Origin of the sequence: Synechococcus sp. A15-24, assembly GCF_014280195.1 — a bacterium.
Lineage (GTDB): Bacteria > Cyanobacteriota > Cyanobacteriia > PCC-6307 > Cyanobiaceae > Parasynechococcus.
On record NZ_CP047960.1, the window covers coordinates 1,680,415 to 1,692,116 of the forward strand.

At 53.1% G+C, this 11,702-nt stretch carries 18 protein-coding genes; 10 read left to right on the forward strand and 8 right to left on the reverse strand.

All coding sequences use genetic code 11. The features are described 5' to 3' along the window. Positions 1 to 420 precede the first annotated feature (420 nt). Positions 421 to 831 carry a hypothetical protein gene (locus SynA1524_RS09600; protein ID WP_186497319.1) on the forward strand — a complete coding sequence of 137 codons (411 nt, stop codon included), beginning with the start codon at positions 421 to 423 and terminating at the stop codon, positions 829 to 831. Further along, positions 831 to 1,178, forward strand: a complete 348-nt coding sequence (locus SynA1524_RS09605) for a hypothetical protein (RefSeq protein WP_186497321.1) — start codon at positions 831 to 833, stop codon at positions 1,176 to 1,178. Before SynA1524_RS09600 ends, SynA1524_RS09605 begins: the two co-directional genes overlap by 1 nt. Positions 1,179 to 1,428: 250 nt before the next feature. Here the strand turns inward: SynA1524_RS09605 and SynA1524_RS09610 are convergent, their stop codons facing one another. Further along, positions 1,429 to 2,601: a hypothetical protein gene (locus tag SynA1524_RS09610; protein WP_186497329.1), complete on the reverse strand. Its 1,173-nt coding sequence runs from the start codon at positions 2,599 to 2,601 to the stop codon at positions 1,429 to 1,431. 127 nt (positions 2,602 to 2,728) lie between these two features. Between SynA1524_RS09610 and SynA1524_RS09615 the strand changes: the two genes are divergently transcribed. After that, entirely contained in the window at positions 2,729 to 3,115 is a 387-nt protein-coding gene (locus SynA1524_RS09615) for a hypothetical protein (RefSeq protein WP_186497331.1), read from the forward strand. Between the two features lie 168 nt (positions 3,116 to 3,283). On the opposite strand, the gene SynA1524_RS09620 is transcribed toward SynA1524_RS09615, so the two are convergent. From SynA1524_RS09620 to SynA1524_RS09630, 3 genes are all read right to left on the reverse strand, one after another. Then, positions 3,284 to 3,460: a hypothetical protein gene (locus SynA1524_RS09620; protein WP_286188555.1), complete on the reverse strand. Its 177-nt coding sequence runs from the start codon at positions 3,458 to 3,460 to the stop codon at positions 3,284 to 3,286. Positions 3,461 to 3,793: 333 nt separating this feature from the next. After that, positions 3,794 to 5,197, reverse strand: a complete 1,404-nt coding sequence (locus SynA1524_RS09625; RefSeq protein ID WP_186497335.1) for a site-specific integrase — start codon at positions 5,195 to 5,197, stop codon at positions 3,794 to 3,796. 269 nt (positions 5,198 to 5,466) lie between these two features. Beyond that, on the reverse strand, positions 5,467 to 5,646 hold the full coding sequence (locus tag SynA1524_RS09630) for a hypothetical protein (RefSeq protein WP_186497337.1): 180 nt from the start codon (positions 5,644 to 5,646) through the stop codon (positions 5,467 to 5,469). Positions 5,647 to 6,692: 1,046 nt separating this feature from the next. On the opposite strand from SynA1524_RS09630, the gene SynA1524_RS09635 reads away from it, so the two are divergent. After that, positions 6,693 to 6,992 carry a hypothetical protein gene (locus SynA1524_RS09635; protein ID WP_186497339.1) on the forward strand — a complete coding sequence of 100 codons (300 nt, stop codon included), beginning with the start codon at positions 6,693 to 6,695 and terminating at the stop codon, positions 6,990 to 6,992. Positions 6,993 to 7,055: 63 nt separating this feature from the next. Here the strand turns inward: SynA1524_RS09635 and SynA1524_RS09640 are convergent, their stop codons facing one another. Genes SynA1524_RS09640 through SynA1524_RS09650 form a run of 3 tightly spaced genes read right to left on the reverse strand, consistent with a single transcriptional unit; the run spans position 7,056 to position 7,979 of the window. Next, a complete protein-coding gene (locus SynA1524_RS09640) occupies positions 7,056 to 7,424 on the reverse strand; it encodes a hypothetical protein (protein WP_186497341.1) in 369 nt (122 codons plus the stop codon). A gap of 38 nt (positions 7,425 to 7,462) precedes the next feature. Further along, on the reverse strand, positions 7,463 to 7,756 hold the full coding sequence (locus tag SynA1524_RS09645) for a hypothetical protein (RefSeq protein WP_286188556.1): 294 nt from the start codon (positions 7,754 to 7,756) through the stop codon (positions 7,463 to 7,465). After that, complete coding sequence (locus SynA1524_RS09650; RefSeq protein WP_186497343.1) at positions 7,749 to 7,979, reverse strand: hypothetical protein; 231 nt, start codon at positions 7,977 to 7,979, stop codon at positions 7,749 to 7,751. Before SynA1524_RS09650 ends, SynA1524_RS09645 begins: the two co-directional genes overlap by 8 nt. A gap of 94 nt (positions 7,980 to 8,073) precedes the next feature. On the opposite strand from SynA1524_RS09650, the gene SynA1524_RS09655 reads away from it, so the two are divergent. Then, positions 8,074 to 8,229 (forward strand): hypothetical protein, encoded by a 156-nt coding sequence (locus tag SynA1524_RS09655; RefSeq protein ID WP_186497345.1) that lies wholly within the window; start codon positions 8,074 to 8,076, stop codon positions 8,227 to 8,229. Here SynA1524_RS09655 and SynA1524_RS09660 read toward each other — a convergent pair. Then, positions 8,226 to 9,593, reverse strand: coding sequence for a M10 family metallopeptidase C-terminal domain-containing protein (locus SynA1524_RS09660; protein ID WP_186497347.1), 1,368 nt, complete (start codon positions 9,591 to 9,593; stop codon positions 8,226 to 8,228). The two genes, SynA1524_RS09655 and SynA1524_RS09660, sit on opposite strands and share 4 nt — an antisense overlap. 91 nt (positions 9,594 to 9,684) lie before the next feature. Here SynA1524_RS09660 and SynA1524_RS09665 point away from each other — a divergent pair, with 91 nt between their 5' ends. The 5 genes from SynA1524_RS09665 (at position 9,685) to SynA1524_RS13080 (ending at position 11,683) form a co-directional block, all read left to right on the forward strand. After that, entirely contained in the window at positions 9,685 to 10,479 is a 795-nt protein-coding gene (locus SynA1524_RS09665) for a prohibitin family protein (RefSeq protein WP_186497349.1), read from the forward strand. Positions 10,480 to 10,492: 13 nt separating this feature from the next. Beyond that, complete coding sequence (locus SynA1524_RS13065; RefSeq protein WP_286188557.1) at positions 10,493 to 10,750, forward strand: DUF389 domain-containing protein; 258 nt, start codon at positions 10,493 to 10,495, stop codon at positions 10,748 to 10,750. A gap of 12 nt (positions 10,751 to 10,762) precedes the next feature. Continuing rightward, a complete protein-coding gene (locus tag SynA1524_RS13070; RefSeq protein WP_286188558.1) occupies positions 10,763 to 11,017 on the forward strand; it encodes a DUF389 domain-containing protein in 255 nt (84 codons plus the stop codon). Further along, complete coding sequence (locus SynA1524_RS13075; RefSeq protein ID WP_286188559.1) at positions 11,008 to 11,328, forward strand: hypothetical protein; 321 nt, start codon at positions 11,008 to 11,010, stop codon at positions 11,326 to 11,328. Before SynA1524_RS13070 ends, SynA1524_RS13075 begins: the two co-directional genes overlap by 10 nt. Positions 11,329 to 11,410: 82 nt before the next feature. Next, entirely contained in the window at positions 11,411 to 11,683 is a 273-nt protein-coding gene (locus tag SynA1524_RS13080) for a hypothetical protein (RefSeq protein ID WP_286188560.1), read from the forward strand. Positions 11,684 to 11,702 lie beyond the last annotated feature (19 nt).

The window sequence follows — 11,702 nt, forward strand, 5'->3', positions numbered from 1 at the left end:
CAACCGCCTCTGCCGCAACAGATCACAGCAATTTTTGCGCACAATCGCCCAAAACCCGCCGCCTGAAATGCATCTCGTCATTTATTTCGTAATTCAGTGCCTATAAATAATTGCCTTTATAACTAGAACCGGCAAAAAAGAAGCCGCCGAAGCGGCCCCTATCTGTTGCGCTGAGCCGCCAGTCCACCGTAAAACTGAGTGTTCACAGAATACTCAAAACAGCTAAGCTGTATATATCCCAGATATGCATTTTAGTGCCCAAACGTCAGCTACCTATTCAGGCTGACCTGATCATCAATCGTCTTCGTCTTGAAGCCAGTATTGAACGTCAGCGTGCAGTCTTTGAAATTGATGATGACTTGCCACATGTGCCGTCCTACGACCCATTAGCAAGTCCCCAAAGCCGCCGCATAGCAACTCATGTCAGCTGAATTTCAATCAATCGACGACCAGATCAAGGCGTCGTACCAATCTGCATCGCAAGTCGAAACTCAGGCTCGTCAGCTTGAAGCCAGAATCGCCAAGATCGATGGCACAAAACATCTCATACCAACACGTCGTTATGGTCAACCGGTCGACCTAGCAAAAATCAGGTCAAATCTGACACTTACATCTCTTATTGCACAAGATTCCGCAGAGCTAGCTCACTTTTGCGGCATAGACCCTGGCATTCGTCACCGTATGGACGAGGAGAAGGAGGCCAGAGCCCTTGCAGCGCAGTCGTTAGCGATGCGCACAGAGCGCCTCCGCGACAGTAACGAGAGCGCTGCCAAGGTCCGCGAGCAGCAGCTCATCAGTGGCATCAACCCAATGACTGGGAGGTTCTTCTGATGCTTGCTCGACCGCACCCTGTTCTGGGTTGGCTGCATTGCCAGCCAGAGGACAGCAGAAGACTCCTCGACCGTCAGCTAACCCATCGCGATCATGCGCTGGAGGCTGATCCAAGCTTCAGCGGTATGCCAGCGAGCTTCGTTGAGGAGACCTGGGTCAACTGGTTGCCCAAGGCTGTCGCCAAGCCCTTCTACAGAGACCAGCTCACCGCCCATGTTGCAGAGCTGGAACGCCAAATCACCAACCTCAGCCGGGAGATTGAACTGCAGTCCGGCGGCCTGCTCGATCAAAGAGATGCAGCTGTGGATCTCAGGCAACGTCTCAAGCACTTGCTTGACAACTCATAACTCTAGACAGTCTGAAAATTCCAGTGCAACCACTACTGATGCCAAACCTTTTTGATCACGTCCCAGACGTTCCTCTGTTGCATAGCGTTAACCGATGGCCCAAGAGTTGCGCCAGAGAGGAATGGTTGCGAATAACTAAAGCCGCTGTGGCTAGCGTCATTGCAAATCTGGCAGATAACCTAGACGACGTGGAGCTATCACTCGTCGAGCAGCTCTTTAAAGAAGCAGATTTGTTGCCATGAGACCAGAGTTAATCGAGTTCCATTTCATTTATTGATTTCACCACTGAACGGGCTCTTTTTACTTGTGCAGGGTCACAGTATTTTTCTGCAAATTGCCACTTGCCCAATGAAATCAATTCACTTTCAAGTTCTGAAATAATGGACTCAAACTCAGCTGGCGGCAATTGGGTAAGCTCTGTTTTCCCTGTCCAATCCCTAAGATCCTCTGGGATATCCTGAAGTCCCCACCCAAATTTAAATGCTTGTTCAATAAGGACGCAGTCAGATCTATCAGGGAAAAAGCGAGGTGCAATTAATTCGGGCCCGTATTTACCTTGTGAAGACCTTCGCTTCTTGTTGCTACTTATTCCGTACTTTGAGCATTTCGGGTTAGGGGACTCGTGCAGATATAGCTCACAGTTGCCTCCATAAGCAAGAGTGCCAGACAACGCTCTCCAAACGGTATCATTAGTTTTTCCATTATGTGCAGAATATATTGGTCCATATTTTCTGCCTAAGGCAGGACCTACTTTTTTTCCATTCGCTATACATTGGGCAATATGACAGCATTTAATACCACTTTTGTGGCCCTTCTTGGGTCCCGTCAGCCGCCTCTGCAAAACATCTTTTGGCTTTGCTGGGTGCACTTCGTTGTGACGTGTGCAGTAAAAATTCAGTACGGATCTGCAGGTAATGTATTCACCTGAAACCCATACAAGAGTGGGATTGTAGTTTGCTAGACGTTCCTGAAAACTCTCAGCATTTTTTCTATCTTTTTCTCTCCCTCTTTCTCTATTAGCCTCTAACATACAACATCTTAAGCCTTGGCCCTTTTTGCAGTGGTTGGGAGCGGCTTCAAAATGTTTTTGATGTTTTAAGCAAAGGTGATAGATGGGCGTATCCTTATCAATATATTCTTCGAGTCGAATTACTTTTCCAAACTTGGCAAGATCTTCATCGTAAGTTGCTGCCGCTTTATCCCTCTTCCTTTGATTAGCTTCTTGCGCACGATGCCTTGCGCAGCACTCAAGCCCCCAGCCTCTTGCTACGATGCATGGCTTAGACGTATAAACTTCATCGTGTCTTAGACACAAGTAATAAGTGTCTCTCTCGTTACCAAGAAATTCGCCTACAAGTTCTACTCTCCCGTGAGAGACTATTTCAGCTAGATGTTGCTCCTTTGTTTTGCGTCGATTAGGCATTTTTTCCGTGTTACTTTACATCTCTGAGGTGCTCTTCTGGTGGTGTTTTCTTGGGCATTTAAAAGGATTTGCGCGTTTGATGCGAGTCGCTGCGCAACAGATTTATCCATTGTAGAGGAGCTGAGAAATGGCCAGAACCAGCAGAGCTGAGCGCAACCGACGTCGTGAATCAGCGTTAACGCTGGTCAGCGAGGGAAAAGGTTTTAGTGATGTAGTGACCGCACAGATGGCGCAATGGGGGTGCAGCAGAAGTTCTGCGCAACGGGACTGTCGTTGGGCACACAACCAGCTGCAGTTGGGCATGGATTCGCACGATGCTCAACATCTGATGGTGCACATGGCGACATCACTTCAACGCATTGCATTGAAAGCCGAGCAGGACAAGCAGTACGGCGCAGCGGTCGGTGCACAGAAGATGTTGTACGAGCTGCTGTTACGTCGACGGCTTGATGACGAAGCTGAGAAGGCAAAGAAACCAGGTTGGGGTTATCGCCATTGCAACACCAGGCGCTGAATACTCTGCGCACCAATCTGCGCACTGCACTCGAAATGACAGAAGATTATTGAGTCACAGAGGGCGATCTAAACAGGTCGACCTACTGCTGTTACGGCAGTAGGTCACTTAGAATGGCCTCATCCTTGGCTGGATCTGGCCCGTGACCTATTCGGTTGTGGGTCATTTTTATGCTTGCTCCTTACGGCTAAGCATTCCAAGCTGGTGAAATTTTTCACGGCAACTTTCAACGTCCCAACGAATTGGGGATGTTTTGTGTGCACCGAGAAAATAATCTTCGCCAGCTATCAGAGGACCACCTTTGGAATCCATCTGACGTTTTAAGTGGCCCTGCGACATTTTCATCGCATAGGCAGCATCAGCTGTCTTTAAGACAAGCCGATGCCTCTCCATTGTTAAATCCATTAAAATTAAGCGTGGTTAAAGAAAGAAGTTGCATGGGACTAGAGCAGAGCTTCAGTTTCTGACCACACCGGCATAACCAGTGCTCACATAGTGAATCGAATGTAGCCACTCGATTCAGCCGGTCATAGCGAGCCGCCGAAGGCAGCATTCGCGTCAGACGCATAACGCCTGTGACCACATTCTGCAGCACGTTGCAAGCTTTGGCAAGCCAAAGACACCATAGATGGTGTCAGCCAACAATGAAAGTAATTTGGTATGCCATAACTTAAAGGCTCAAGTCTGGCCTTTTGCCACTGCAACACCGGCATTAGTTTTCTTCAGCGCAGCATCCATAGACTCGCGATCAAGCCAGTGACCGTAATGCCTGAGATGGGTCAGAAGCGAGTGCCGAAGCCACTTTGCAGCGACTCGTTCGTGCATGTGATTGTCAGATTCAATATGCGCTCGATACGCCCAGCCATGCCGGAATGAGTTTGCTGTGATGTTGGCGTTGCCAGCTTTGATGACGTCTCGCCAGTAGGGGAAGCGATTCAGCTGCTGCCCGACCTCACCACCAACACCTTGAAAACTATTCTTCTTCTCTATTGTAGAAATTTGGTTGCGTACGGCCTTCGGCAGCTTCACTAAGCCAGATTCGAATGCTGTCAGCATCTGCTCAGCTTCGCCTACAGGCCGACCCGCAATGGCCAGAGGCATCACAGGGTCAGGTGCCTTGATCGGTTTGTGCATAGTGCGATGGTTTCGTTTGATATGACCAACAGTCGCTTGACCGTCTTGCACCTGAAGCACCGCAATTTCACCTGGTCGTAATCCGAGATAAGCGATCAGCCCAACGCACAATTTCAGATCGTGGCGGCCAGCACTCTCCAGTTCATCCAAAAGATCACTGATCTGCTTGCTCTTGAGTGGTGGTGTGGTTTTGTCCGCTTCAACCTGTGCGCTGGCCGTACCGGTCAGCTGACGCATCAGCTCAGTGCCTTGTGAACCTGATGGTGGTGCGAACCGTGGCGGAACCATCTGACGCTCGACAGACCATTTCAGAAATGCCGAGCAATCTTTCAAAGCTCGGATTCGCCCTTGGCCGCCAGCACTGACGGAAACGTTGCCGTCCGTATCGTAAAAATGCTGCTCCGCATAAGCCTGCAGAGCCGCTTCACCATTGCGTGGCTTTGGTGCTGACTCTAGGGTTTGCAGCAGTTTGTTCAAGCGAGCTGAGGTCCATTTCAGAGTGTTGGGGCGATTGCCAGCCTTTGTCGCCATGAAGCTGGCAAGAGCTGATTCCCACGCTTTTTGGCCAGTGACACCGGCAACGCTTGCAGAAGGCTTTTTCGGATCATCCAAAGAATCTCCGTACAGCTTCACCGCCTTGGAGAGAGAGAGCTGCTGAACCTCCATCAGCTCACGCACGGCCTTGACCCAGTTCAAGATTGGAGTCGAACTGGCCTTGGTCCAGGGCAACGGCAGATACGCAGAAGACCTTGAACCGTCTTCGAAACGGCGCGTGAGCTGCACAGTTCCGCGATGGTCACGAATGGACCAACCGAAGCCTTGCTCGGCCTTGAGCAGCTTTCTGCAAGTTACGAACCATTGCTCTCTCGTAGAAGCCATGACCAACTGCCTTGAAGCATCACAGGAGCCTGTGCGCACAATTGTGCGCAGAATCGTTGCAACGGTCAACCAGGAGTTACAACTTCTGTGCGCATAGCCTTGCCTAACACCTAGTCATACCAACGGTTATCACTAGTGTTCATGGGATTTTGACCTTGATACAGCGCCCTTTGACCAAGTGCCTTCTAAGCAGTCGGTCGATGGTTCGAATCCATCAGGGGGAGTTCAAAGAGAGGCCATTCTTTGAGGTCGAACACATGGCCATGGGAGGTCAGAAAGGGCAAGAAGGCTGTTGCTCGAGACCTGTTGGGGACGGTGGCGATGACCACCATGCAAACTCAAGCTTGTTGACTGCTCGCAAATTCGAGGTCAGCCCAGGTCAGTCCAACCCATTCCAGTCCCTCCTGGATGTCTTGCTGAAGTGCAGCAGCCTCTTCAACAGCATCCATCTCGATGAGGTCCAGATATTTCTGGTACTCAGCCATCCAGGCGATGAGATTCGGAGTGCTGTTCGTCATCCTTCGATTCTTAAGCCTGGACCGGCCGAGAGGCTGGCATCTTGGATACAGCTTCCGTTGAAGCCCAAGCTTCCTCGCGGTTGCAGGGCAGAGGGACGGCGACCCCCGCGAAGGTGCAGAAGACTTGCCTCAACGTTCAGAACATTCCAACCAAGTACTTTGTCTTGGTCGCAAGTAGCTCTTGGCAAAACGGGTCGCACTAATGCTCACAACAGCAGCGATGTGGTTCGTCCAATCAGTCCATGCCTCTGAATGCGTCACCGTGACGAGCAACAACGATCCAAGTCGTGATGGCATGGTCTGCAAGCGCGTCGCCAGAAGTAGCACCAACGGGATTGGCTTCTGGAGGTGCTGTCCTCAAACAGACGCGACAAACGACTAACCAATCAGAAGGACCAACGGCAACCCCCACCCCTGTCAGGCACTCAACCCAAGCACCCCTGACGGCGTTAGCATTGACCAGTCAGAATTTCCACTTCGATCATCATCCGGAGCTGCCACATATCAGCGCCTTAACAACTGAGCTTCTTTAGGCTATTGTTAGTAGAAGAAAGTTGTGACAGCAAAATCAAAAACAATCAGTTTCAACCCACAGAGAAGGACTCAAAAAGGAGTCAGCATCTCAGACAAGCTGAGGCCTTCTTCCAACAGGCTCAAGCCTTGATTGAAAAAAGCGAAGACTGGCATGGCTGCGGATCTCTCATTCTCAAGGGCCTATCGGAAGAGCGCAAAGCGCAGAACTCTGGAATTCAAGTGATGAACATGATTCGAAAGCGTCCTAAAATACGCGTTGAATTCAGCTTCCGAAGCTAATTGAACACCTGGCCATAGCAGGCAGTAACTTTCTTTATTGAAATATCCTTTGTGCCAATTATTTGCTTGCGTTCACTAGCATTTGTCGCACGCCATTAGCCTAAAAACAAGAGGAAACAGAAAATTTGAGCGGCTGCCGGCACTGAAAAATGCTTTGATGACCAAGACTTGTGATTCAGATCACCTTTTTTGAGGATGATCTCTGAGAAATTCAACAAAAGATCAATCAACCCATGGCTGCCAAATTTCTGAACAATGTCCGTGTGATCTGCAAAGCGGGTTGCGAAGAGTCATTCATTTCGGCAACACAAGCATGGGTCAACCCTGAGGGAATGTTGGATGCCTATTGGGCCAAGACCGGGGAGCGGCGTTACTGCTTCGTGGGTCTCTGGGAAAGCGAAAAGAGCCTTGTAGATGCTCGGCCCCAGATGATTCAGCATCTGAATGATGTGCGTGATCTCCTCGAGGAGCTATCGCCAGAACTTGGCGTGACGGATCCCGTCTCCGGCACTGTTGTGACCCACAAGGGTTGATCAGCATCAACACAGTTTTCAAGGTTGCAACGCCATCAAGACTCCGCCCTTGAGGTCCTGGGTTCAAACTCCATTCACTTCACCTACTTGCCCATGGTCAGATTGGTGGGCCTGAACGACAGCGAATCTCGCTTTGCAACAAAGTCTCTCGGTGTCAAGGTTGCTTTGTTCTGATTCTTCGAACTGCTGATCTGCAATCTCGATCAGGAACGTGCCTTTTGAAATTTGGTGGGGAAAGGTTTCGTTCCCTGCCTGCTGAGCCTTGCTGTGATGGACCTTCTCATCATTCCGCGGGTCAGGCGCAGACTGCGCAGGTGACCAGGACACGTCCCCATGTCGATCGAAACCCTGGAGCAAATCGTGGCTGTGCTGGTCACGGCGGGGCTCGTCGCCGGAAATTTCCTGATGTTCACCCCCTGGCGCGATGGCCACGATCCACGTGAGCGCTGGCCCGCCCACAACACCAACGATCAGCTCTCGGCAAAGTGGGATTCAGCCAACCGCTGCAACAGCTTCAGAGATTCCAGAACCTCCAAGCGTTTCTGCGCTTGAGCCAGCATCGGCTTGCCATGGGGCACACAGGAGTCGATCAGGGAGGCGGCCTCTGAGGCTTCCGCTTTGACCCAGGTAAGGCAGCGGTCGATCTGCTGAGCCACATTGCCCTCCTTGAGGGCACCGGCATAGTTCGGCCCGGCAATGGCGAGGAGCAACAACCGCAACGCCTGATCGGCGCTCTCCTGATCGGGGGGCAATGCGTCAGTCATCAAACACCGTGATGCCGCTGGCCTGTTCCTCGAGATGGGCAGCTCGATCCAGCACCGCCTTCAGGACCTCTTCAGCAGATGGATCCAGATGGAGTTGGTGCAAGGTGAACGCCACATCCCTGGTGGAGGTCAGCACTGCTGGGGACACCTGCTCAAGCGGAATGGCCGGCTCTCGGCGGCGCCGTTTCTTGTTGTCGGCCTGCGTTCCCGCGTCTTTTGCCATCTCAACGAAGTGCCTCCGTTCATTCTGACTCCCATCGCCATGTGATCTAGAGCACAGTCAGTGGCACAGTGACAATCAACACGACATTGAAATCATGCTGCTGACCAGTCCACCGGCCGAAACCCGTGAGTGCAGCAGTTGCGGCAAAACGCTGTCGCTCAATTTCTTCGCGCTCGACACCCGTGAGTGCCGTCGCTGTGAAGCGCAGCGCAGCAGCCAGCTTCAGGCCTCACTTCAGGAGTCGGCCTAGAGCCCCTCAAAGCCGCTGAACAGGGCATGCCGTTCAAGATCCAGGTCACTCACACCTGGCAGTTGCGCCACCACACGACCATCAATCAACACCTGGCTGCCATCGTCAACTGAATAAAAGGTCACCGCACTGACATCAACATCGAAGACCAGTCGATCCTTGCGGGGGTTGAAATCGGTCACCTCCACCAGTGCACCCTGTTGGGCTGAAATCCAGAACTGATCCTTCCCTTTGCCACCGGTGACCCGGTTGCCATCGCCACCGCCGGCAGCCAGAACATCAGCGCCTTTCTTTCCCTTCAGCCGGTTGTCAGCATCGTTGCCAATCAGGAGATCATCTCCCTTGCCACCGATGGCGATCTCAATCACACAAAACCCCGCAGGCTGGCCGAGGTTTCTGCCGTCCCAGTCGTGGGCAATGGTGAAACCACCGAAGACGTCCTCCGCGCGGCTGACATAGCCACCGGCATTGACGTCATCACCAAGGGTCGCGTTGCGCAGATCGATGGTGACAGGAGCTGTGGCACCAGCTGCCGTGATGCGGTCCACCCCGCCGGTGTCCCAGATCGCACGCCACCCCGTTCCCTGGCGATTCTCCAGCGGCAAGGTGTAAGTGTCATCTCCGGAGGCAGCGTCAGGATTGATTCCGTATATCCATTGCAATGCAGCAATATCCAGCGCCCCCGGCGTCTGCAGAAAGCCGTAAGCGTCGATCGATTCCGGAACCATTCCATTACGAGCTCCCTTATCGACGTAGCTGAGCTGTGTGAAGGGGTGGGCGTTCTGGTCAAAATCGCCTTTGTCCCGAAATTCATTCGACCTGTGCGTCAAACCAGGGAAACGGGGTTGATCAAGCAGACCTTTGTCATGGGGATGCTTAAGGCCAATTGCATGACTGAGCTCATGCAAAAACGTGATGCCGTAGAAGCTGCCGGAAGCAATCGAATTCTTGAAACTGCCATCAGCGTTTTGATAGGTCGACCAGTTGATGGCCACCAACCCTTCATCAGAGTCGCTGCCGGGGGTGTAGGCGAAGCCATAGCTTCCTTCTGACTGACGTTTATCGAGGTTGTAATACCAGATTTCCACCCCATCGTCGTTGTCATCTCCGCGGTCGTCGAACTGAAGAGAACAAACCGCAGAGATTTCCTCCATGGCACCCTCCATGAGCTGGCGCTCTTGATCACTCCAACCCCAGGAGGGATAGCCCCCGAACTCACCACCCGGCCGATCAGATGTATCGCTGATGAAGGTGGTGCCGACAGCAGGGTCTGTCGCTGTGGTGCCCCAGCGGAAGCCGTCCGTCAGACCATCAATCCAGGCATTGCCTGAACGAGGTACTTCGATTGCAGTTTTGTAGGCCAAGAGACAGCCGAAGAATTTGGTGTCGGTTTAGTGCCAAAGCCAACAACACCCGGTGACCAACCGACATCATCATCGCAATGCTACGGCTGCCATGCAGACCCCCCGTCCGATCAACGATCCCTCCACTGGTTTGGTGGGTTTGGTTGCCATCCTGCTGAGCGTGCTGCTGCTGCTGGGTCAGTCCTTGTTTATCGTTCCTGCCGGACAGGTGGCCGTGGTCACCACCCTGGGCAAGGTGAGTGGTGGATCACGTCTGCCGGGCCTGAATTTCAAGATCCCCTTCGTCCAGGCGGCCTCTCCCTTCGATGTGCGCACGCAGGTGAGGCCCGAGGAATTCGCCACGCTGACGAAAGACCTTCAGGTGATTGAGGCCACCGCGACCGTTAAATACGCCGTCCGCCCTAACGAAGCCGGACGCATTTACCGCACCATTGCCAGCACCGATCGCGAGATTTATCCGCGCATCATTCAGCCTTCCCTGTTGAAGGCTCTCAAGTCGGTGTTCTCGCAGTACGAGCTGGTGACCATCGCCACCGAATGGAACGACATCTCCTCCCTGGTGGAGCGCACCGTGGCCGAGGAACTCGACAAATTTGATTATGTGGAGGTGCGCGGCCTTGACCTGACCGGCCTGCAGATCGCCGAAGAGTACCGAGCAGCCATTGAACAGAAACAGATCGCTGAACAGCAACTGCTGAGAGCCCAGACGGAGGTGAAGATCGCTGAACAGGAAGCCATCCGCTACGACACCCTCAACCGCAGCCTGGACGACCAGGTGCTGTTCAAACTGTTTCTTGACAAGTGGGATGGCCGCACGGAGGTGGTTCCGGCACTACCCGGGACACCAGGGGGCACACCTCCGGTCATCGTGGGAAGGAAAAACTGACGATCCCTAAGCGTTGACCGTCGATCAACAACGCCTGCTGGAGGAAAGAGATCGCCTGGATGAGCTGCACCGCAGCTACGACGGCGACGCGAAGCTGAATGAGTCGTTTCTGGTGCTCACCCTGGGTGCCAGTTTGATCGCCACCCTCGGCCTTTTGGCCGACAACGCTGCTGTGGTGATCGGAGCCATGGTGGTAGCCCCCTGGATCCTGCCGCTGCGGGTGGCCGTCTTCGCTGTGCTGATCGGTGACTGGCGACTGCTGCCCCGTTAGGCCCTCACCCTGGTGGCCGGAGCCCTCGTCACCACGCTGCTGTCGATGATGCTTGGGCTGATCGCTCAAGCCAATGGCCTGCTGACCGTGGACGCCTTCTCAGGGGAAATCCAGAGTCGGTTAAGCCCGAGGCTCCTGGACCTGGGTATCGCCCTGGCCGCCGGTGCCATTGCCACCTACGCCAAGGTCAACCCCGGGTCCGTGAGTTCCATGGCCGGCACGGCGATTGCCGTAGCCCTGGTTCCACCAGTCTGCGGATGGGGCTGATGCTGGCGGCAGGAGACTTTGCGGACGCGCGCGGTGCCGGGTTGCTCTACGCCGCCAATCTGCTGGGAATTTTGATCGGAGGGATCTCGGTACTGGCCATCCGAGAGCCCTACTTCCGAGACAAGTTGCGCCGGCAACGACGGTCCCGCTTGCCGCTAATGCTGGCCCTGACCTTGGCCAGCTGGGTGGGATTCAAGCTCTACGGCCGCTATGAACAACACCTCTATGCGCTGAAACGAGACTACGCCAAGGTCAGGATCGAAAAGGGAATCAGCATGTACTTAAAGAAGAAAACCCAGACCTTTCGGTAGCAATGATTCCCTGGAACTGGAAAACATCCTGTTTGACTGGCCAGACTACTTGAGCAGCAACCCAACCCCGAAGATTATCCTGGTGGTTCGTGTCACCAACCCAACAACACCAAGCTACAAACAAGTTCAAATTATTCAGGACCTCATCAACAAGAAACTAAGCGAAAAATTTGACGGACTAAAAATGCAGATGGAAGTCCAACGTATCAATGTCAGTGTTGTTTCCGGAAGCGAAGTGATGGATAGCATCAACATCAAGACCATTCTTGATCAAGCTGAATCCCCTGAAGAGACGCTTCAAACCAATCCATCACCTCCAGATTCTCCCCAAGCTGAGGCGTCAAGCGTCAATTAAAACCCTGAAGATCCCGACC

What these genes read in the sequence shown, in the direction of transcription:
- SynA1524_RS09600 (WP_186497319.1), top strand. Translation starts at nt 421, where the DNA reads ATGTCAGCTGAATTTCAATCAATCGACGACCAGATCAAGGCGTCGTAC.
- SynA1524_RS09605 (WP_186497321.1), top strand. Translation starts at nt 831, where the DNA reads ATGCTTGCTCGACCGCACCCTGTTCTGGGTTGGCTGCATTGCCAGCCA.
- SynA1524_RS09610 (WP_186497329.1), bottom strand. Translation starts at nt 2,601, where the DNA reads ATGCCTAATCGACGCAAAACAAAGGAGCAACATCTAGCTGAAATAGTC.
- SynA1524_RS09615 (WP_186497331.1), top strand. Translation starts at nt 2,729, where the DNA reads ATGGCCAGAACCAGCAGAGCTGAGCGCAACCGACGTCGTGAATCAGCG.
- SynA1524_RS09620 (WP_286188555.1), bottom strand. Translation starts at nt 3,460, where the DNA reads ATGAAAATGTCGCAGGGCCACTTAAAACGTCAGATGGATTCCAAAGGT.
- SynA1524_RS09630 (WP_186497337.1), bottom strand. Translation starts at nt 5,646, where the DNA reads ATGACGAACAGCACTCCGAATCTCATCGCCTGGATGGCTGAGTACCAG.
- SynA1524_RS09635 (WP_186497339.1), top strand. Translation starts at nt 6,693, where the DNA reads ATGGCTGCCAAATTTCTGAACAATGTCCGTGTGATCTGCAAAGCGGGT.
- SynA1524_RS09645 (WP_286188556.1), bottom strand. Translation starts at nt 7,756, where the DNA reads ATGACTGACGCATTGCCCCCCGATCAGGAGAGCGCCGATCAGGCGTTG.
- SynA1524_RS09650 (WP_186497343.1), bottom strand. Translation starts at nt 7,979, where the DNA reads ATGGCAAAAGACGCGGGAACGCAGGCCGACAACAAGAAACGGCGCCGC.
- SynA1524_RS09655 (WP_186497345.1), top strand. Translation starts at nt 8,074, where the DNA reads ATGCTGCTGACCAGTCCACCGGCCGAAACCCGTGAGTGCAGCAGTTGC.
- SynA1524_RS09665 (WP_186497349.1), top strand. Translation starts at nt 9,685, where the DNA reads ATGCAGACCCCCCGTCCGATCAACGATCCCTCCACTGGTTTGGTGGGT.
- SynA1524_RS13075 (WP_286188559.1), top strand. Translation starts at nt 11,008, where the DNA reads ATGGGGCTGATGCTGGCGGCAGGAGACTTTGCGGACGCGCGCGGTGCC.